Source organism: Acidovorax sp. GW821-FHT10A04 (assembly GCF_059415825.1).
Window position 1 is genome coordinate 80,305 of record NZ_JBWKNZ010000011.1, and the last position, 19,440, is coordinate 99,744.

Sequence of the window (19,440 nt, forward strand, 5' to 3'; positions counted from 1 at the left end):
TCAGGCCTTTGCAACGCCGCCGAGCAAGGCCTTGGCACGCAGACCGGCCCATACCGCAAGGAACAGGGCCGCCGCGAACACCCAGCCCGAGAGTGCCCCGGCCATGCCGCCCGAGAGCAGGGTACCGATGGTGCAGCCCAACCCGGTCATCGCGCCCCAGCCCAGCAGCACGCCGCCCGAGAGCCCGCGCACGGCATCGCGCCAGGTGGGCCAGCGCGGCGCGAACTGGCGGCTGGCCAGCGCGGCGATGAAGGCACCGGCCACCAGCCCGGCGAGCAGCAGCGCATTGGGCGTGAGCCAGGTGGACTGGGGCAGCGTGGCGCAACCGGCAAAGCCGTCGAGCCCGTCGAGCCGATCGGGGATCCAGCCCTGGCCTTGCGCCCACTGGCGCGCCGCGCTGCCCAGCGTGGCCGTCACGCCCAGCGGGCGCATGCGCACGATGGCCAGTGCACCGATGAGCCCCACGGCCAGGCCGCCGACCCAGTAGCTCCAGCGCCCGACCCACAGCCGCCGCCACACGGCGCGCAGGCCTGGGACGCCCACCCCGCGCACGCCCTCGCCCACCGGCTCGCGCGCAAAGCCGCGCCACAGCCAGGCCGCCAACGCGGCCAGCACCGCCAGTTGCGCGAGCAGCGCTCCGCCGTAGCCCAGGTGTGCGGGCAGCCAGACCACGGGTGCATCGGCCACACTCAGGCTGTACAGGCCGTTCCAGGTCTTGAACCCGAGGATGAAGCCCAGCGCCGAGCCCAGCAGCGCAAACGGCGAGACCGCCGAGCCCTCGGCCAGCCGGTACCAGTGCGCGCTGATGCACGAGCCCGAGACCACCATGCCGGCACCGAACGACAGGCCGGCGGCCACCAGCACCCAGCTCACGGGGCCGATGTGCATGTCCGGCGGCAGCTTGCCCGGCTGCGGCACCGGCAGCCAGCCGCCCAGCACCACGGTGTAGCCCACCAGGCCCACGGCCAGCGCCAGCACGATGGCCAGCAGGCCGCGCGGGTTGCCGTCCTCGAACCAGTCGCGCGCATGGCAGTAAAAGCAAAAGCGCGAGCGCTGCAGCACCAGGCCCAGCACGGCACCGGTCACCAGTGCAAAGACCAGCGTGCGCCCACCGGCCAGGCCCTCGATCCAGCGGGTGGACAGGGCCAATGCCGTCAGCAGGGCCACTGCAGCGATGGGAGAAAGGAATGGGAATGGCTGCTTGTTGCTTGTCGTCGTCATGTGGCACCGGAACGAAAAAAAGCCCGCCGAAGCGGGCTGTAAAGAGACCCCCTACCAAAAAACTCGGTACGCCTTATTTGGCGGCCCAGACCGTGCCGGCCGGGTTGTTGATGGGCACGCCCACGGCGTTGCCGTATTCCGTCCACGAGCCGTCGTAGTTCTTCACGCTGTAGCCCAGGATCTTGGACAGCGCGAACCAGGTGTGGCTGGAGCGCTCGCCGATGCGGCAGTAGGTGATGACCGGCTTGCTGCCGTCGATGCCCACGTTGGCATAGAGCTTCTTCAGGTCGTCCGCCGACTTGAAGGTACCGTCTTCCTTGACCGCCTGGCCCCAGGGTACGTTGGCAGCACCAGGGATGTGGCCGGCGCGGATGCTCAGCTCGGGCACGCCGGCCGGCGCAAAGATCTTGCCGGAATATTCGTCGGCCGAGCGGATGTCCACCAGCTTGGCGTTGCTCTTGCCCTCGGCCGCGGCCAGGGTGTCGGCAAGGCGGGCGCGCAGCTGCGTGTTCACCTGCGTGACCTTGTAGTTGCTGGCCGTGAACTCGGGCACGCGGTTGTTCAGCGGCTGGTTCTCGGCCTCCCACTTCTTGCGGCCCCCATCGAGCAGCTTGACGTTCTTCACCCCGTAAATGTCGAACACCCAGGCGCCCCAGGCGGCAAACCAGTTGTTGGTGTCTCCGTAGAGCACCACGGTGGTCTCGGGCGTCACGCCGGCCTTGGACAGTAGCGCCTCGAAGGCCTCCTTGCCGACGATGTCGCGGCGCACCTTGTCGTTCAGGTCCTGGTGCCAGGAGAAGTTCACGGCGCCGGGCACGTGGCTGCGTTCGTACAGGCCCGGGTTCACGCTGACCTCGACGATGCGCACCTGGGTGTTGTCGAGGTTCTGCGCCAGCCACTCGGTGCTGACCAGCGGGCCCGCCGGGATGGGCGTGGCCGCCCAGGCCAGCGATGCGCCCAGCGCCATGCCGGCACCCAGTACCCATGCGCCGAGGCGGCGGCCCAGGGGCTGGGTGGGGTGGATCGTCGTCGTGTGCTGTGGCTGGCTCATGCGGGTCATCCTCTCTTGTCGGGTGGCCGGTGCTGCAACCATTGCGGCAACCGATGAACGGAATTTAGGGGCTCGGCGCCGGCTGCGGAACAAAGCAAAACGCGCTTGGTTATGCGAAAAAGGCGCGAGCATGCCCGGATGGGACGTATGGGATCTGCCCGGCACGGGCCCTGGTTTACCCCCAATGGGAATGGCCTGGAGCTGCGCCGCATGTAGTAGCCGGCTAACACCCACCACACGCCCCGCAACCCAACAATGGACTCCCCTGACCTTTGAGGAGACACACGATGGCGGCGAAAAAGATACTCATGCTGTGCGGCGACTACTGCGAGGACTACGAGACCATGGTGCCCTTCCAGGCCCTGCTGGCCGTGGGCCACACGGTGCATGCGGTGTGCCCGGACAAGAAGGCCGGCGACCACATCAAGACGGCGATCCACGACTTCGAGGGCGCACAGACCTACAGCGAAAAGCCGGGCCACAACTTCACCTTGAACGCCACCTTTGCCGGCCTGGACGTGGCCAGCTACGACGCGCTGGTGATCCCCGGTGGCCGCGGCCCCGAGTACCTGCGCACCTACCCGGCGGTGGTCTCGGCGGTAAAGCACTTCTTCGACACCAACAAGCCTGTCGCCGCCGTGTGCCATGGCGCGCAACTGCTGGCCGGTGCCGGCGTGCTCAAGGGCCGCACCTGCTCGGCCTACCCGGCCTGCCGGGCCGAGGTGGAGATCGCGGGCGGCACCTACGCCGAGATCGCCATCGACGCCGCCGTGACCGAAGGCAACCTGGTGTCCGCCCCGGCCTGGCCGGCGCACCCGGCCTGGATTGCACAGTTCCTGGCCTTGCTGGGCACGCGCATCAGTTTGTAAGCACCGTTTGACGCCACGGCAACGGCCTCCGATGATGGAGGCCGTTTCTGAAAGGCCGCAAGCATGTGCCAGGTATTCATCAGCGCCGATCCCACCCTGTACGAAAGCCGCGCCCGCTCGGTGCGGCTGCACGGGGTGGCCACCAGCATCCGGCTGGAAAACCTGTTCTGGCAAGTGCTCGGCGAGATCGCCCGGCGCGATGGCATGGGCGTGCCCCAGCTGTGCACGAAGCTGTACGACGAACTGGTGGCCGAGCGCGGCGAGGTGGACAACTTCGCTTCGTTCCTGCGCGTGTGCTGTGGCCGCTACATGGCGCTGCAGCTGTCGGGCGGCATCCCGCAGGATGCATCGATCCCCATCCGCAGCCTCAATGCCCAGCAGGTGCTGGCCACCGAGGGACGGCGCACCGTGCTGGCGCAGGCTGCGTGAATCGGCCCGGCAGCAGTGCCCCTATAATCCGGCGCACTGCGGGTGTAGCTCAATGGCAGAGCTGTTGCTTCCCAAGCAACTGACGAGGGTTCGATTCCCTTCACCCGCTCCAGTTCTTCTCTCGGACGTCCGTCCTCTCCCCCTGGTTCCTGTTCCCCCGAGCCACGCAGTCAGCGTGCCGCGCTGAGGCGCGCCTGCGGCTTGCCGCGCAGGGCCGGCACAGGGTGCGCGCCGCCGCTGCCCAGCTCAAACTGCGCAACGGCCCCGACCATCTGCTCGGCCTGGGTGCGCAGGCTGCTGGCAGCGGCCGCCATCTCCTCCACCAGGGCGGCATTCTGCTGCGTGGCCTGGTCGAGCTGGGTGACGGCTTCGCCCACCTGGCCGACGCCGGCGGTCTGCTCGCTGCTGGCAGCGCTGATCTCGGCGACCATGCTGGCCACGCGCCCGATGGACTGCACGACCTCCTGCATGGTGGCTCCGGCCTGGTCGGCCAGCACCGAGCCCTGCTGCACCATGGCGCTGCTGGCCCCGATCAATTCCTTGATGGCCTTGGCCTCGGCCGCCGTGCGCTGCGCCAGGTTGCGCACCTCGGCAGCCACCACGGCAAAGCCGCGGCCCTGCTCGCCCGCGCGCGCGGCTTCCACGGCGGCGTTGAGCGCCAGGATGTTGGTCTGGAAGGCGATGCCGTCGATCACGCCGATGATGTCGGCAATCTTTTGGCTGCTGGTGTTGATGCCATGCATGGTGCTGACCACCTGGGACACGACCTTGCCGCCATCGGTCGCCACCTGGCTGGCGCGCACGGCCAGCTGGTTGGCCTGGGCGGCACCGTCCGCGTTGTGGCGGATGGTCGCGCCCAGCTCTTCCATGCTGGCCGAGGTCTGCTCCAGCGAACTGGCCTGGCTTTCGGTGCGGGCCGACAGGTCCTGGTTGCCCTGGGCGATCTGGGAGCTGGCGGCCGACACGCTTTCGGCACTGGCGCGCACCGTGCCCAGGCTCTCCAGCAGGCGCAGGCGAAAGCCTTCCATGGCCTGCGCCAGCGTGCCGATCTCGTCGCGGGACTTTATGCTGACGCCGTGCGTCAGGTCACCCTGCGCGAGGTAGCCCAGGGCCGTGCTCAACTGCTGCACCGGTGCGCCCACCAGGCGCCGGGTGGCCTGCACCAGCACCACGGCCAGCAGCACCAGCGCCACCAGCACCCCCAGCCACAGCCAGGTCAATGCGCTGCGCGCCTCTCCCGTGAGCTCGGCCACGGGCGCCTCGGCCACGACGGCCCAGTTCCAGGGCTTGTAGCGTTCCACCGCAACATAGCGGCGCGCGCTGGCATTGCCGGAAGGGCGCGGGGACCAGGACGCCTCGAAGTCGCCGGACTGCTCCGCCGCCGTGAGGGATGCGAGCCAGGCCTTGCCCTCCTCCCCCTTCTCGTCCACGACCGGCGGCGTGCCCGAGCCGCCCAGGCCTGTGATGCGGCCGCGCGCCGGCCCCGACGAGACGTCGACCGCGTAGACGGCCCCTGTGTCGAACAGCTTGCGGCTGGCCATCAGTTCGCCCAGGCTGCCCAGGATGGGCGCGATGTCGGAGCCGATGAACAGGATGCCAATGGTGCGGTTGCCCTCGCGGATGGGTTCGTACACGGTCATGTAGTCCCGGCCGAACAGGTTGGCGCGGCCGATGTAGGGCTTGCCCTCGGCCATGAGCGCATAGGCCGGGTGCTTGCGGTCCAGCAGGGTCTTGAAGGCACGCTCGCCGTCCTGCTTCTTGAGCGAGGTGGTCACGCGGATGAAGTCATCGCCCGTGCGCGCGAAGATCGTCGCCACCGCACCTTGGGCGTCGCTGGAAAAGCGGTCCACCAGTTCGAAATTGCCATTGAGCGGGTTGCCCTGGAAGCTCAGTACCGCCTCGGGCTTGCCATCGGCACCAGGCTGCTCGGCCAGGCTGAAAGCCCCCGCAAAGCGTGATTTCAACAGGCCGAAATCACGCCGTGCCAGTTGCTGGGCCGATTCGTCCATGGTCTTAACCAGGGTGGCGACCTGCGATGCGTATTGCCGCACCTCGCCACGGGACGCTGCACCAAAGCTCTTCCACACCATGCTGCTGACCAGGGCCATGGTGGACAGCAGCACCACCAGCAGGCTGGCCAGGGCCACGAAGGACAGCTTGAAGGCAATGGATCGGGAGGCAAAATTTCTCATGGCATGGACCCTTCGAATAAAAATATTCAAATGTCAATAGGTGTTTTCAATCAGTCCAAATGTAAACGCCGCCGTCAGCCCTCCGGCATTGGCCCGGCATCGCCTGGGGCCATCTGTCTCCATCTTGCGTCTTTGTGACGCATAAAGGCCAGCCCCGCAAGCGTGCAAACAGCAATGCGCAGCCCGAACCCCTGCATGGATACACTGCAGCACGCCCCCGGCAGCCCTGTATCCGGGCTTGCCAGGGAGGCTGGTCGCATCCACCCAGGAGCCCGCTGAACATGACCCCCGACACACTCCTCGCGCACTACGACAGCGGCCTGCTGTGGCCTGCCCAGGCAGCCGCGGGCATCGAGGGCGATGTGCCCACCGCCTACCAGCAGGCCCTGGCCGTGCGCGCGTTGCGCACTGCCCGCGGCGAGGTGCCCCGCGGCTACAAGATCGGCTTCACCAACCGCAATATCTGGGCGCACTACAACGTGTTCGGGCCGATCTGGGGCACGGTATGGTCGACCACGCTGGGTTTCTGCGCGGGTGACGGCAGCGTGTCGCTGGACCACTGCGCCCAGCCACGCCTGGAGCCCGAGGCGGTCTTCGGCCTGAAGGCCACGCCGGCGCCTGATGCGTCGCTGGACGATCTGTTCGATGCCATCGACTGGGTGGCGCCGGGTTTCGAGATCGTGCAGTCGCACCAGCCGGGCTGGAAGTTCACCGCCGCCCAGACCGTGGCCGACAGCGCGCTGCATGCGCGGCTGCTGGTGGGCCCGCAACGCCCGGTGCGTGAATTCGCCCGCTCGGCGGCCGGGCTCGACCAGCAGCTGGCGGCCGCGCGCGTATCGCTGCTGCGCGATGGCGAAGCGGTGGAACAGGGCCAGGGCGCCAACGTCCTGGGCGGCCCCTTGAACGCCCTGCACCATTTCCTGAAAGAACTGCGCGCCTGCCCTGGTGCGCCGGACCTGCAGCCCGGCGACGTGGTGACCACCGGCACCTGGACCGATGCCTGGCCCGTGCAGCCCGGCCAGCGCTGGAGCGCGGATTTCGACGCGCCGCTGTCGCGGCTGTCGGTCACACTCCGGGGCTAACGCTTCGCGTACTGCCGTGCCCCGAACAGCACCTCGCGCGCCCGTTCATCGTGAGCGGGCTTGCGCAGGTCGGCCAGCACGGCGATGCCGCGCTGCACGGCGGGGCGGCTGCCCACGGCGGCAAACCAGCGTTCGAGGTGCGGGTGGTCCGACAGGGTAATGCCCTGCTTTTCCCAGTTGCGCAGCCAGGGCCATACGGCCATGTCGGCAATCGAGTATTGCTCGCCGCCCAGCCAGGGGCTGGCCGCCAACCGCCGCTCGATCACGCCATAGAGTCGCTTCGCTTCGTTGGTGTAGCGGTCGATGGCGTAGGGGATCTTCTCGGGCGCATACAGCCTGAAATGGTGGTTCTGCCCCAACATGGGCCCCACGCCGCCCATCTGGAACATGAGCCACTGCAGCACCTCGTAGCGCCCCCGATCACCGGGCGGCAGAAAGCGCCCGGTCTTGCCCGCCAGGTACAGCAGGATGGCGCCCGACTCGAACAGGGTGATGGGTTCACCGCCCGGGCCTTCAGGGTCCCGGATCGCCGGGATCTTGTTGTTCGGGCTGATGGCCAGGAACTCGGGCCGGAACTGCTCGCCCGTGCCGATGTTCACGGGGTGTGCCCGGTAAGGCAGACCGCACTCCTCCAGCAGGATGTGGACCTTGTGGCCATTGGGCGTGGCCCAGGAATAGACGTCGATCATCGGTCACTCCACCTTCACGTTGGCGTTCTTCACGCGCTCGAGCTGGGCCCTGCCGGCCCCGGCGGCCCAGGCACTGAACTCCGCCACGGACTTGAAGGGTGCTGCCTCGTTGCCGGTGGACAGCAGCTTCTCCTGCACCTGCGGGTCGGCCAGCACCTTGTTGGACGCAGCAACCAGGCGCGCATGCACCTCGGGCGGCAGCCTGGCCGGGCCGAACAGCCCGAACCAGAACGAGAACTCGAAACCCGGCAGCCCCTGCGAGTCGAGCGTGGGCACGCCGGGCGCCACGGCCGAGGGCTGCTGCGTGGTCACGCCCAGCATTTTCACCACGCCCTGGCGGCCCAGGGGCAGCACCGAGGCCGCGGTACCGAACGACAGGTCCACCTCGCCGGTGGCCACGGCCTGCAGCGCCGGTGCGCCGCCCTTGAAGGGGATGTGCACCATGGCCGCGTCGATGGCCTTCTCGAAGGTCAGCGCCGCCAGGTGCGGTGAGCCGCCGATGCCCGACGAGGCGTAGTCGAGCTGGCCCGGCCGCGCCCTGGCCGTGGCCACCAGGTCCTTGAGCTGCGTGATGCCGCTCTTGGGGCTGACCGCCAGCACCAGCGGCGAGACAGTCAGGCGGTTGATGGGCGTGAAATCTGCAGGGGTGTAGCGCACGCCGTACAGGTGCTGGTCGATGCCGTAGAGCGTGCCCGTGGCCAGGCCGATGGTGTAGCCGTCGGCCGGTGCACGCGACAGCAGGGTGGAGGCCAGTGTGCTGCCGGCGCCGGGCTTGTTGTCGACGACGATGCCCTGCCCCAGCTCCCTGCCCATGGCCTCGGCCACGATGCGCGCGATGCCATCGCCCGCACCCGAGGGCGAATAGCCCACGATGAGGCGGATGGGTTTGGCGGGGTAGTCGCTGGCCTGGGCCGAGGCTGCCAGGCCCAGCAGCAGGCTCCAGGCAATGCAGTGCAGTTTCATGGGGGAGGTCTCCGTTGCAGGCCGTTCATCACCGACCCGTGAATTGGGGCGTGCGCTTTTGCGCCCAGGCCGCCTGGCCCTCGCGCAGGTCGGCCGACTGGTAGGCGCGCAAGGCATCGGCGTTGAACGCCTCCACGTCCAGCGTGCCCCGGGCCATGCGGTTGAGGTGGCGCTTCATGCCCACCAGGGCCAGCGGCGCCATGCTGGCGCAGTCGCGCGCCAGGTCGGCCACCTCCTGCTCCAGTTGCGCCGCCTCCACCAGCAGCGTGAGGTAGCCGATGCGCAGCATCTGCGCTGCTCCGATCTTGCGCGCGGTGAGGAACAGCAGCTTGGCATTGTCCAGCCCCAGCCGGCTCACATAGCGCTCCATGCCCGAGCGGTAGTAGTGCAGGCCCAGGCGCGCGGCCGGCATGAACATGTCGATGCCCTCGGCCCCCACGCGGAAATCGCAGGCCAGCGCCAGGTCGGTGGCGCCGCCATAGACGCCGCCGTGCAGCACGGCGATGGTCACGGGCCGAGCCATCTCCAGCGCATCGACCATGCCGGCGAAATCGATCTTGCGCGGGGCGCCGATGCTGCCGATGTCGTAGCCGCTGCAGAAGTATTTGCCGGTGCTGCGCAATTGCAGCACCAGCAGTTCAGGGCGCGCATTGACCTGCTCGATCAGCCCGGCCAGGTGCTCCAGGTCATCGGCCGTGAGGCGGTTGGCCTGGTCGGGCCGACGCAGGGTGATGGTGGCCACGGCGCCATCGGTGGTGAGTTCGGGAAGTGCGTTCATCGGGGATCTCATCGGCCTTGGAATTGGGGTTGGCGTTTGGCCAGGAAGGCGCGGCGGCCTTCCCGGTAGTCCTCGCTGTCGAAGCAGCGCAGCACCAGGGCTGCCACCGCGTCGGCGCCTTCGGCCGCATCGGAATAGTGCTCGAATGCCTGCAGCGCCTGCTTGGCGGCATGCACGGTCAGCGGGGCATTGGCGGCGATCTGCGCGGCATAGGCGGCCACGCGCTCCCCGAGCGGTGCGCCATCGTCGACCACGCAATTGACCAGGCCCACGCGCAGCGCCTCGTCGGCCTCCAGGAAGCGCGCGCTGAACAGGATGTCCTTGGCGGTGGACGGCCCGACCAGGCGCGCCAGCGCCGCCACGCCCCGGTAGTCGTAACCCAGGCCGAGCCGGGCTGCGGGGATGGCAAAGCGCGAGGATGCCGCCGCGAAGCGCACGTCGGCCGCCAGCGCGATCGCCAGGCCGCCGCCCACGCAATAGCCTTCGATCATGGCGATCAGCGGCTTGGTCAGCGCGGCCAGGCCGGCGTGGCCACGCGCGGCGATCTCGTCGTAGGTCTGCTTCTGCGCTGCGTCCGCGCGGTGCTGCTCGAATTCAGAAATGTCGGCCCCCGAAACGAAGGCCTTGCCGCCCGCCCCTTTCATGACCACGGCACGCACGGCCGGGTCGCGCTCGAAGGCCTCGGCCGCGATGCCCAGGCCCTGCCACATGTCCAGCGACATGGCGTTGCGCCGCTCGGGATGGTTGAAGGTGATCCAGCCCACGCCGCCCTGCACCTCGGCCAGGATGCGTGGCGTTTTCAGGTCCAGCGCGCTCATGCCACGGCCCCTTCGCTGCGCAGGGCAGTGATCGCTTCGGCGCCATAGCCCAGCTCGCGCAGCACGTCGTCGGTGTGTTCGCCGGCATCGGGCGCGGCGCGGTGGAAGGCCTCGGCATGCGCGCAGGCCGACAGGTTGATGGGCGAGCGCAGCAGCTGCAACGCACCCAGCTCGGCATGGGGCGCCGGGCGCGTCATGCGCAGGTGCCGGGCCTGCGCATCCTCGAAGGCCTGGCCGATGTCGTACACCGGCCCGCAGGGCACGCCGGCCTGGTTCAGGCGTTCCACGAGTTCGGCCACGCCGAACTGGCGGGTGATCGCACTGATGGCCTCCTCCAGCTCGCGCCGGTGGGCCAGGCGAGAAGGCTGGTCCTTGTAGCGTTCGTCCTGGGCCAGGTGCGGCGCCTGCAGAAAGTCGCAGAGCTTGGCCCACATGGCAGCGCCGGGCCCGCAGATGTTGACCTGGCCATCGCGCGCCTCGAAGGTACCCATGGGCACCAGCGTGGGGTGCGAATTGCCCTCCTGGCCTGGCACCTTGCCGTCCACGGTGTAGCGCGCGCCCTGGAAGTCGAGCTTGTTGAGCATGGCCTCGAGCAGCGAGGTGTGCACCCACTGGCCCTCACCCGTGCGCTCGCGGTGCAGCAGCGCCAGCAGGATGCCCTGGCCAAGAAACATGCCGGCCGTGGTGTCAGAAATGGCGATGCCGGTGCGGTAGGGGCCGCGCCCCGGCTCGCCGGTGACGGAGCTGAGCCCGCTCATGCCCTGCACGATCTGGTCGAGCCCTGGGCGCTCGGCATACGGGCCGGTCTGCCCGAAGCCCGAGATGCTGGCCAGGATGATGCGCGGGTTCACCGCGCTCAGGGCTTCGTAGGTGAGCCCCAGGCGCTGCTTGACCGAGGAGCGGAAGTTCTCCACCACCACGTCGCTGCGCTCGACCAGCTGGCGCAGCACGCGCATGCCCTCGGCGGTCTTGAGGTTGACGCTCAGGCTGCGCTTGTTGCGGTGCAGGTTCTGCTCGTCGGAGCCGCGGCGCGGCCCCAGCGTGGGTTTGCGGTCGGGCGGATCGATGCGCACGACGTCGGCACCCCAGTCGGCCAGCAGGCGCACGGCCACCGGGCCGGCACGTGCGATGGTCAGGTCGAGCACGCGGTAGCCCGCCAGGGGCATGGGAGCGGTGGCAGTGGAGGGGACTTGCATGGGGAGTTCGTTCATGGAAGACATCACTGCACCGCTGCCACGGCTGCGGGATCGACGTAGATCACCGATTGCTGCCCCACCTCGAGCACCATGGACGGCACCGCGTGGACCTTGAGCGTGCCGCCGCCCGCGCTGGGCTGCACCAGGTAGTGCCAGTACTCGCCCAGGTAGGTGCGGCCCACGACCGACACGGCACCCAGCGGCACGGCGCCATCGGGCCCGGCGCCCAGGTACAGCGACTGCGGGCGGATGGAGGCCTGCAGGCTGGCGCGGTCGCCATCCAGCCCGGCCTGCAGGGGAATGCCATCGGGCAGGCCGTCGAGCCGCATGTGCCCGCCCTGCACCGCCCCCTGCACCAGGTTGGTCTTGCCGATGAAGCCCGCGACGAAGGGCGTCTGCGGGCGGTTGTAGAGGTTCCAGGGCGTGTCGATCTGCTCCAGGCGGCCCTGGTGCAGCACGGCGATGCGGTCGGAGATGGCCATCGCCTCGGTCTGGTCGTGCGTGACGTAGACGGTGGTGAAGCGGAATTCGTCGTGCAGACGGCGGATTTCCGCGGCCATTTCCTCGCGCAGGTTGGCGTCGAGGTTGGACAGCGGCTCGTCGAGCAGCAGCACCTCGGGCCGCACGATCATGGCCCGGGCCAGGGCCACGCGCTGCTGCTGCCCGCCCGACAGCTCGGCCGGGTAGCGCTGCGCGTAGGGGCCGAGCTTGACCACGTCGAGCATCTCCTTGACGCGCTGCGCGGTCTCGGCCGCGGGCGTCTTGCGCACCTGCAGGCCGAAGCCCACGTTCTCGGCCACGGTCATGTTGGGCCAGATGGCATAGCTCTGGAAGATCATCGACATGCCGCGGTGCTCGGGCGGCACCGAGCGCGTGGGCGTGGAGACCTCGCGCCCGTCCACCAGGATGGCGCCGGCGCTGGGTTCGATGAAGCCCGCGATCATGCGCAAGGTGGTGGTCTTGCCGCAGCCCGAGGGGCCCAGCAGGGTGACCAGTTCGCCGCGCCGCAGCTGCAGGGACACGCCATCCACCACGGACGCGCTGCCGTAGTTCTTGCGCAGGTCTTTGAGTTCGAGTTTGGACATTTTTGTTTGCTTTCTGAATGCATCAGCCCCGGCGCAGCATGAAGTCGCGCCCCGCGAGCTTCATGCCGATGGCCACGACCACGGTGACGATCACCACCAGCACCACGCCCATGGCGGCCAGCGTTTCGTAGTTGCCCTGCTCGCTCAGGTCCAGGGTGAGCACCGAGACCACGCGCGAACCCGGCCCGGTGAGGAACACCGCGGTGGACAGCTCCTTGGTGCAGATCACGAACACCAGGATGAAGGCCCCCACCAGCGTCTTCTTGAGCAGCGGCGCGACCACCCGCGTGAGCACCGTGATGCGGCCACCGCCCAGGATGCGCACGGCCTCCTCCAGCTCGGGGTTGAGCGCGCGCACGCCCGCCGCGCTGGCGGCCACCGAGATCGGCAAAAAGCGCGTGGTGAAGGCGATCACGATCAGCACACCCATGCCGTACAGCGAGAACGGTGGCCCGGCGTACGCGGCATACAGGCCGATGGCCAGGATGAGCCCCGGCACCGCCACGGGCGCCAGCGCCAGGAACTGCACCAGCACCGGAAACGGCGTGATGCGCCGCTGCGTGGCGTAGGCGATGCAGATGCCCATGCCCACGCAGACCAGCGCCGTGGCGCCCGAATACAGCACCGTGTTGGCGATGGCCGAGCGCACCGTGAGCTGCTCGAAGAAGATGCCGTGGAAATTGGCCAGCGTGAGGTTGCTGAGCGCCAGCCCCTTGCCCCAGGCTTTGGAGAACGAGGCCAGCACCAGGATGGCCAGCGGCATCAACACGCTGAGCAGGGCCACCAGCGCCGAGTAGGCCAGCAGCAGCCACTTCCAGGCGCCGATGTCGAAAGGCCGCCGCTCCCCACCCTTGCCCGACACCGACACATAGCCGCGCCGCGCCAGCAGCTTGCGCTGCAGCATGAGCATGACGATGGTGAGCAGCAGGATGGGCATGGAGAACGCCGCCGCCTGCTCCACCTGCAGCGGGTACTGGAAGAACGACACGATCTGCGTGGTGGCCAGGTTGATGCGCGCGGGGATGGCGATCAGCGCCGGCGTGCCGTACAGGGCAATCGCCTCCAGAAAGATCAGGATGGCCGCACCGATGATGGAGGGCAGCACCAGCGGAAGCGTCACGCGCGCCATGGTCTGGAACTTGCCAGCCCCGTGGATGCTGGCGGCGTCTTCCAGCTCGGTGGACACCAGGTCGAGCGCCGACTTGGTGAACACGTAGATCAGCGGGTAGGTGTACAGCGCGATGACGAAGGCCAGGCCCCAGAAGCTGAAGATATTGAAGGGCCCCTTCTGCACCCCGGTGAGTTCCACGACCAGGCGGTTGAGCCAGCCGGCATTGGGGCCGGCGAGCAGGATCCAGGCGATGGCGCCCAGGAAGTTGGGCATGACGAAGGCCGCCAGCACGCTCAGGTGCGTGAATCCGCGGCCCGGCATGTTGGTGCGCGAGACCGCCAGCGCCAGCGGCACGCCCAGCGCGAGGGCGATGGCCGTGACCGCCGCACCCAGGTACAGCGAGTTGAGCAGTGCCTGCAGGTTGCGGCCACGGCCCAGGGCCTGCGCATAGCTCTGAAGCGACCAGGCGCCCTCTGCGGTATGGAAGCTGTCCCACACCAGGCGCAGGATGGGATTGGCCACCAGCAGGATCAGCACGGCAATGAGCACGCCGAACAGCCACACGGCCGGGTCGCCGAAGCGGGCGGAAAAGCGGCCCATGGCCGGGGCGGGGATGGCCATGGCGTCAGACACCGAAAGCCTCCCGCCAGGCGTCGATCACCTTGGGGATCTGCGCCACCATCTGCGGGGGCGTGGGCGCCAGCAGCGGGCTGGCGTCACCCAGGCCGATCACGCCGGGCGCAGGCTTGGCGTTGGCGCGCAGCGGCACGCTGAACTCCTCGACCGAGATGCGCTCGGTGTCCTCGCTGCCCAGCATCCACTCCATGAACAGCCTGGACGCATGGGGCCGGCGCGTGTTGGCCAGGATGCCCGTGGGCGAGAGGATCAGCACCGGGCCCTCCTTGGGCGCCAGCGTGGCCACCGGGTTGCCCTTGGATGCCGAGCGCGCGGCCAGGCTCATCGGCCCGGCGGAGACGGAGGACTCGCCGGAAATCACCGCCGTCACCGCGTCGATGGTGGAGCGGCTGACGTGCGCCTTGTTGGCGGCCAGCTTCTGGAAGAAGCCGTCTCCATAGAGCTTGCGCATCTCGATGCACCAGGCACCGGCCGCGCCGCTGTACGCGGGGTGCGCCACCAGGCCGGCACCGCTCCACTTCGGGTCGAGCAGGTCGCTCCAGCTTTTGGGCGCCGCGGCGGCCGACACCTTCTGGGTGTTGTAGATCAGGCCCATCATGAAGCAGCTCGACGCGTGGAAGTAGCCGTCCGGGTCCATGTTCTGCACGCGCTTGTCCTGGCGGGCCACGGCGGCCGGCAGGAACTTGAGCAGCAGGTTGCGGCCCTTGAGGTCCACGTAGTGCGCCAGGTCCGTGGAGGTGAACACGTCGCAGTTGGGCGTGCCGGCCTTGAGGTCCTGGTTCAGCCGCTGGTAGGCCACTTGCGCCGTGGTGCGCACCACGTTGACCTTGATGCCCGGGTAGCGGGCCGTGAAGGTGCGGCCCATCTTCTCGGCCACCTCGGAGGTCTGGGGCACGGTGTACCAGGTGAGCTCGCCTTCCTTGCGGGCAGCATCGTGCAGGGCGCCCAGGCTCGCGGCCTGGGCGCGGACTATCGCGGGAAAGGCCAGTGCGCTGGCCGCCATCACACCGAACTCTCGTCTGCGCAAGAACATGGGTTGTCTCCTGATCGTTGGTGACCGATCGGTGTCGGCCTCTTTTCAGTATGCACAGAACATTTATAAAAATACACTAATGGTTTGTATGTATTTTTTACAACCGATTCAGAAGCTCTAATGGCGCTGCCATGACACAAAGCCCCTCCATCCATTTCCACCGCCACGGCGAGGCCGACGTGCTCGAAGCCGTGGACGTCGACGTTCCCGCGCCTGCACCTGGCGAGGTCCAGGTGCGCCAGACGGCCATCGGCCTCAATTTCGCGGACATCTACCAGCGCCGCGGCGGCCATGGGCCGCACGCGGCCACGCCCTTCCCCGTCACCCCGGGCGCACAGGGGGCAGGCGTGGTGGAGGCGGTGGGTCCGGGGGTCCGTGAATTCACCCCGGGTCAGGCCGTCGCCTACCTGCACCCGGGGGCCTACCAGGTCACGCGCAACGTGCCGGCACACCGCGTGGTAGCGCTGCCGGACTGGATACCGCAGGACATCGCCGGGGCGAACCTGCTGCGCGGGCTCACGGCCGAGTACCTGCTGCGGCGGCTGTATGCGGTGAAGCCCGGAGAGGCGGTGCTGGTGCATGCAGCCGCGGGCGGCATGGGGCTCATCCTGTCGCAATGGGCGCGCGCGCTGGGCGCCACGGTGATCGGCACCGTGGGTTCGGCCGCCAAGGCGGAGGTGGCGCGGGCACATGGCTGCCACCACGTGATCGACTACCGCCGCGAAGACTTCGTGGCCCGCACGCTGGAGTTCACCGGCGGTGTCGGTGTGGGCGTGGTGTACGACGCCGTGGGCAAGGACGTGTTCCTGCCCTCGCTGCAGTGCCTGCGCCCGCGCGGCCTGGCGGTCAACTACGGCACGGCGTCGGGCGACGTGGAAGCCTTCGACCTGCAGGTCCTGCATGCGAAATCGCTCAGCGTGTGCCGCCCCACCCTGCGCAGCTTCGTGGCCGACCCGGCCGAGCTGCGCGCATCGGCCCAGGCCTTCTTCGACGCCGTGCGCGACGGCCGTGTGCAGCTGGGCATAGGCCAGCGCTACCCGCTGGCCGAGGTGCGGCGCGCGCACCGCGACCTGGAAAGCCGCGCCACCACCGGCGCACCCGTCCTCATCCCCTGATCTTTACCACTGCCCCACCATGAGACTCTTCCATGCCTGGCTGTCCAGCGCCTCGCGCCGCGTGCGCCTGTGCCTTGCCGAAAAGAACATCCCCTACGAGAGCGTGGCCGTGGACCTGAGCCGGCAGGAGCAGCACGCACCGGAGTTCCTGGCCATGAACCCCAACGGCGTGGTGCCGGCGCTGGAGATCGCGCCCGGCCGCTTCCTGCACGAAAGCTCGACCATCTGCGAGTACCTGGACGACACCGTGCCCGAGCCCCCGCTGCGGCCCACGGACCCGTACGCGCTGGCGCAGATGCGCAATTTCGTGCGCTGGACCGACGAAAAATCGCTACCCCACCTGCTGATCCTCAACTGGAGCCTGATGCTGCAGTCCACCGCGCAACAGTGGAGCGACCAGGAGCTGCAGGACAAGCTGGCGCGCATCCCCACGGCCGAGCGGCGCGAGGCTTGGGTGCGCATTGCGCGCAAGCCCTACACCGAGGAGGAAAAGGCCGAGGCCTTGCGCAAGCTGCTGCTGCTGGTGGACCGGATGGAAGGGATGCTGGCACCCTCTTCGCCGTGGCTGATGGGCGCCAATTACTCGCTGGCGGACATTGCGGCTGCGCCCTTCGTCGCGCGCATTGCGGAGATAGCGCCCGCAGCGCTGGCCGAAGCGGCGCACCCGCGCGTGCACGGCTGGTGGCAGGCCATGCAGCAGCGCCCGGCGTTTGCCGCAGCGCGCCTGCAATTGTTCGGCGAGGTGCTGCAGGAGCGCCAACGCGGTACCACCACCCCGAGCTGAGCCCGAGAGCGATGCGAGCGCCCGCGCATTATCATTCGGCCACTACGAACATGGCCACCACAACCACGACCCCGCCCCGCGTCAACCTCAGCGACAAGATCCGCGAAGCCCTGGAGGAAGAGATCATCTCCGGCAAGCTCTATGCCGGCTGCAGCATCGACGAGCAGGAGCTGATGGAGCGCTTCGAGGTCTCGCGCACCCCGGCGCGCGAGGCGATCCAGCAACTGGCCACCGCCGGCCTGGTGGAGATGGTGCCGCGCCACGGCGCCGTGGTCGCCACCCTCTCGCTCACCGAATACGTGGCCATGCTGGAGATGCTCACCGAGCTCGAAGGCCTGGCCGCGCGCCTGTCGGCACGGCGCATGCCGGCGGCCTTGCGGCGGGACCTGCAGGCCTCCTTCCAGGCCTGCGAGACCGCAGCCGCCAAGGACGACTCCGTGGCGTATGAAGAGGCCAACCGCTGGTTCCACCAGACCATCTACGACGGCAGCCTCAACGAGGTGCTGGCGCGCCAGTTGCGCCAGATGCGCCTGCGCATGCGGCATCCGCAGCGCTCGCTGTTCGACCGGCCCATCCGCGTGCGCAACTCGCTGGCCGAGCACCAGGACATCATGAAGGCCATCCTCGACGGCGACGAGGACGCGGCAGACCGCCACATGTGCCGGCACATCTCGAGTGGCGGCAATGTCTACGTGGACGCCGTGGCCCGCGGCAGTGTGCCGCGCGGCTGATCAAGCCAGAGAATTCAGCTGCAGCTGGCTGGTGAATTGCCGGCCCTCGCCTGTCAGCGGATCGGTGAACGCGAGCGAGCGCGCCAGCAGCTGCAGCGGGCGCGAGTAATCGCCCTCTGGCGGATCATTGACCACCGGGTAGAACGGGTCGTTGCGCAGCGGCAGGCCCAGTGCCGCCATGTGCACGCGCAGCTGGTGGCGCTTGCCGGTGATGGGCGACAGGCGGTACAGCGCCCAGTTGCCCTGCCGCTCCAGCACCTCCATGTGGGTGTGGCTGTTGGGTTCGCCCGGCACCTCGTGCATGCGAAAGAACTGCGGGCTTTCCTCCATGCGGCTCACATGCTCGCGCGGAAAGGCCAGGTCGTCGCGCCAGGGCGCCACGGCCTCGTAGTGCTTGGTGATGGTGCGGTCGCGGAACATCGCCTGGTAGGCGCCGCGCGTGCGCTGCTGCACCGAGAACAGCACCAGCCCGGCCGTATCACGGTCGATGCGGTGCAGGGGCGACAGTTCGGGCAGGCCCAGGCGGCGCTTGAGGCGCACCAGCAGCGTGTGCTGCAGGTAGCGGCCGGACGGCGTGACGGGCATGAAATGCGGCTTGTCGGCCACCAGCAGGTGCCCGTCCTGGTAGAGCACGGTTTCGGTGAACGGGATCTCGGGCTCGTCGGCCAGGTGCCGGTAGTAGTACAGGCGCAGCCCGCCTTCGAACGGGCGCCCGGGTGCCACCACGGCTCCGCGCTCATCGACCACGTCGCCGGCCTGCATGCGCGCCAGCCATTCGCTGCGGTCCACAGCAGGCAGGCGCTCGGCCAGAAAGTCGAGCATGCTGCCCTGCCCGAGGGTGGGCAGCACCACGCAGCTCGGGCCCACGCCATCGCGCATGGGCGGGGTGAAAAGATGGTGGGGGCTGTGCATGGTGGCGCATTCTAAGAGGCCACCATCGCCCGCCCGCTACAGCCGCCAGCCTTCCCATGCCGTCCAGGCCGACGCCAGCAACAGCAGGCCTCCCACGGCCCGCGCCGTCCACACGCTGGCCTGCGGATTGCCCTGCAGGCTGCTCTGCGCCCGGGCCGCGCCCAGCGCCACCACGCCGTAGACCCCGGCCTGGGTGGCGGCGATGATGAGCCCCATGACCACGGCCTGGGCCCAGATGGGGCCGTGCTCGGGCCGCAGGAACTGCGGGAACACGGCCAGCATGAAGACATAGGCCTTGGGGTTCATCAGGCAGGTGAGCACGGCCTTGCCGAAGGTGGCGGCCAGCGGCCGCCGGCGCGTGTGCACCGCCCCATCGAAGGCCGAGCGGCTGCGCAGCAGCGCCACGCCCATCCAGGCCACATAGGCCGCGCCCGCCAGCAGCAGCGCATTGAAGGCCGCGGGAAACAGCTTGAGCACCACCCCCACGCCCAGTGCCCCCATGGCCGTGTGGCAGGCGCCACCGGCGACGATGCCCGCCACCGCGCCCAGGCCCGCCCGACGCCCGCCCACCAGCGAGCTGGCCATGACGAAAGCCATGTCCAGCCCCGGCAGCGCCACCACACCGAGCAGCACCACGAAGAACAGCCACAGGTGCGCCGTGTGCTGCAGCGCCAGGGAATCGATTGCCCAGTCCATCTTTCATCTCCTTCATCCGGCCCCGGGTTGGGAACCGCCTGCCAGCCAA

19 protein-coding genes and 1 tRNA gene are annotated in these 19,440 nt (G+C 68.8%); 7 read left to right on the top strand and 13 right to left on the bottom strand.

What is annotated here, in order from left to right; all coding sequences use genetic code 11:
* Together AC07PF_RS22050 and AC07PF_RS22055 are read right to left on the bottom strand one after the other, a co-directional pair.
* Positions 1 to 1,221 (bottom strand): YeeE/YedE family protein, encoded by a 1,221-nt coding sequence (locus tag AC07PF_RS22050; RefSeq protein ID WP_494613283.1) that lies wholly within the window; start codon positions 1,219 to 1,221, stop codon positions 1 to 3.
* Positions 1,222 to 1,294: 73 nt separating this feature from the next.
* The gene (locus AC07PF_RS22055) at positions 1,295 to 2,272 is read right to left on the bottom strand and encodes a sulfurtransferase (RefSeq protein WP_494613284.1); all 978 of its coding nucleotides are present in this window, start codon (positions 2,270 to 2,272) and stop codon (positions 1,295 to 1,297) included.
* Positions 2,273 to 2,559: 287 nt separating this feature from the next.
* On the opposite strand from AC07PF_RS22055, the gene AC07PF_RS22060 reads away from it, so the two are divergent.
* From AC07PF_RS22060 to AC07PF_RS22070, 3 genes are all read left to right on the top strand, one after another.
* On the top strand, positions 2,560 to 3,141 hold the full coding sequence (locus AC07PF_RS22060) for a DJ-1/PfpI family protein (protein ID WP_007857818.1): 582 nt from the start codon (positions 2,560 to 2,562) through the stop codon (positions 3,139 to 3,141).
* A gap of 63 nt (positions 3,142 to 3,204) precedes the next feature.
* Positions 3,205 to 3,570, top strand: a complete 366-nt coding sequence (locus tag AC07PF_RS22065) for a ribbon-helix-helix domain-containing protein (protein ID WP_007857819.1) — start codon at positions 3,205 to 3,207, stop codon at positions 3,568 to 3,570.
* 38 nt (positions 3,571 to 3,608) lie between these two features.
* Positions 3,609 to 3,682 (top strand) — tRNA-Gly (locus tag AC07PF_RS22070).
* A gap of 58 nt (positions 3,683 to 3,740) precedes the next feature.
* On the opposite strand, the gene AC07PF_RS22075 is transcribed toward AC07PF_RS22070, so the two are convergent.
* The gene (locus AC07PF_RS22075) at positions 3,741 to 5,762 is read right to left on the bottom strand and encodes a methyl-accepting chemotaxis protein (protein ID WP_494613285.1); all 2,022 of its coding nucleotides are present in this window, start codon (positions 5,760 to 5,762) and stop codon (positions 3,741 to 3,743) included.
* A 281-nt stretch (positions 5,763 to 6,043) separates the two neighbouring features.
* Between AC07PF_RS22075 and AC07PF_RS22080 the strand changes: the two genes are divergently transcribed.
* Positions 6,044 to 6,844, top strand: coding sequence for a 2-keto-4-pentenoate hydratase (locus tag AC07PF_RS22080; protein WP_494613286.1), 801 nt, complete (start codon positions 6,044 to 6,046; stop codon positions 6,842 to 6,844).
* Here the strand turns inward: AC07PF_RS22080 and AC07PF_RS22085 are convergent.
* The 8 genes from AC07PF_RS22085 to AC07PF_RS22120 are packed head-to-tail and all read right to left on the bottom strand — an operon-like array spanning position 6,841 to position 15,153.
* Positions 6,841 to 7,533: a glutathione S-transferase N-terminal domain-containing protein gene (locus tag AC07PF_RS22085; RefSeq protein WP_494613287.1), complete on the bottom strand. Its 693-nt coding sequence runs from the start codon at positions 7,531 to 7,533 to the stop codon at positions 6,841 to 6,843. The two genes, AC07PF_RS22080 and AC07PF_RS22085, sit on opposite strands and share 4 nt — an antisense overlap.
* Positions 7,534 to 7,536: 3 nt before the next feature.
* Positions 7,537 to 8,496, bottom strand: coding sequence for a Bug family tripartite tricarboxylate transporter substrate binding protein (locus AC07PF_RS22090; RefSeq protein WP_494613288.1), 960 nt, complete (start codon positions 8,494 to 8,496; stop codon positions 7,537 to 7,539).
* Positions 8,497 to 8,524: 28 nt separating this feature from the next.
* Positions 8,525 to 9,274 (bottom strand): enoyl-CoA hydratase/isomerase family protein, encoded by a 750-nt coding sequence (locus tag AC07PF_RS22095; RefSeq protein ID WP_494613289.1) that lies wholly within the window; start codon positions 9,272 to 9,274, stop codon positions 8,525 to 8,527.
* A gap of 8 nt (positions 9,275 to 9,282) precedes the next feature.
* Entirely contained in the window at positions 9,283 to 10,092 is an 810-nt protein-coding gene (locus tag AC07PF_RS22100; RefSeq protein ID WP_494613290.1) for an enoyl-CoA hydratase, read from the bottom strand.
* Positions 10,089 to 11,312, bottom strand: a complete 1,224-nt coding sequence (locus tag AC07PF_RS22105) for a CaiB/BaiF CoA transferase family protein (protein ID WP_494613291.1) — start codon at positions 11,310 to 11,312, stop codon at positions 10,089 to 10,091. Before AC07PF_RS22105 ends, AC07PF_RS22100 begins: the two co-directional genes overlap by 4 nt.
* Positions 11,312 to 12,373, bottom strand: coding sequence for an ABC transporter ATP-binding protein (locus AC07PF_RS22110; RefSeq protein ID WP_145697358.1), 1,062 nt, complete (start codon positions 12,371 to 12,373; stop codon positions 11,312 to 11,314). Before AC07PF_RS22110 ends, AC07PF_RS22105 begins: the two co-directional genes overlap by 1 nt.
* Before the next feature lie 22 nt (positions 12,374 to 12,395).
* Positions 12,396 to 14,105, bottom strand: a complete 1,710-nt coding sequence (locus AC07PF_RS22115; RefSeq protein ID WP_494613293.1) for an ABC transporter permease — start codon at positions 14,103 to 14,105, stop codon at positions 12,396 to 12,398.
* A gap of 4 nt (positions 14,106 to 14,109) precedes the next feature.
* Positions 14,110 to 15,153, bottom strand: a complete 1,044-nt coding sequence (locus AC07PF_RS22120; protein WP_494613294.1) for an ABC transporter substrate-binding protein — start codon at positions 15,151 to 15,153, stop codon at positions 14,110 to 14,112.
* Positions 15,154 to 15,284: 131 nt separating this feature from the next.
* Here AC07PF_RS22120 and AC07PF_RS22125 point away from each other — a divergent pair, with 131 nt between their 5' ends.
* Genes AC07PF_RS22125 through AC07PF_RS22135 form a run of 3 tightly spaced genes read left to right on the top strand, consistent with a single transcriptional unit; the run spans position 15,285 to position 17,783 of the window.
* On the top strand, positions 15,285 to 16,268 hold the full coding sequence (locus AC07PF_RS22125; RefSeq protein WP_494613295.1) for a quinone oxidoreductase family protein: 984 nt from the start codon (positions 15,285 to 15,287) through the stop codon (positions 16,266 to 16,268).
* A gap of 19 nt (positions 16,269 to 16,287) precedes the next feature.
* Positions 16,288 to 17,052 (top strand): glutathione S-transferase family protein, encoded by a 765-nt coding sequence (locus AC07PF_RS22130; RefSeq protein WP_494613296.1) that lies wholly within the window; start codon positions 16,288 to 16,290, stop codon positions 17,050 to 17,052.
* Positions 17,053 to 17,102: 50 nt separating this feature from the next.
* Complete coding sequence (locus AC07PF_RS22135; RefSeq protein WP_494613297.1) at positions 17,103 to 17,783, top strand: GntR family transcriptional regulator; 681 nt, start codon at positions 17,103 to 17,105, stop codon at positions 17,781 to 17,783.
* Here AC07PF_RS22135 and AC07PF_RS22140 read toward each other — a convergent pair whose 3' ends face one another.
* Both AC07PF_RS22140 and AC07PF_RS22145 read right to left on the bottom strand, forming a co-directional pair.
* A complete protein-coding gene (locus AC07PF_RS22140) occupies positions 17,784 to 18,695 on the bottom strand; it encodes an RluA family pseudouridine synthase (RefSeq protein WP_494613298.1) in 912 nt (303 codons plus the stop codon).
* A 36-nt stretch (positions 18,696 to 18,731) separates the two neighbouring features.
* Positions 18,732 to 19,391, bottom strand: coding sequence for a LysE family translocator (locus tag AC07PF_RS22145; protein ID WP_145697345.1), 660 nt, complete (start codon positions 19,389 to 19,391; stop codon positions 18,732 to 18,734).
* Between the last annotated feature and the right edge of the window lie 49 nt (positions 19,392 to 19,440).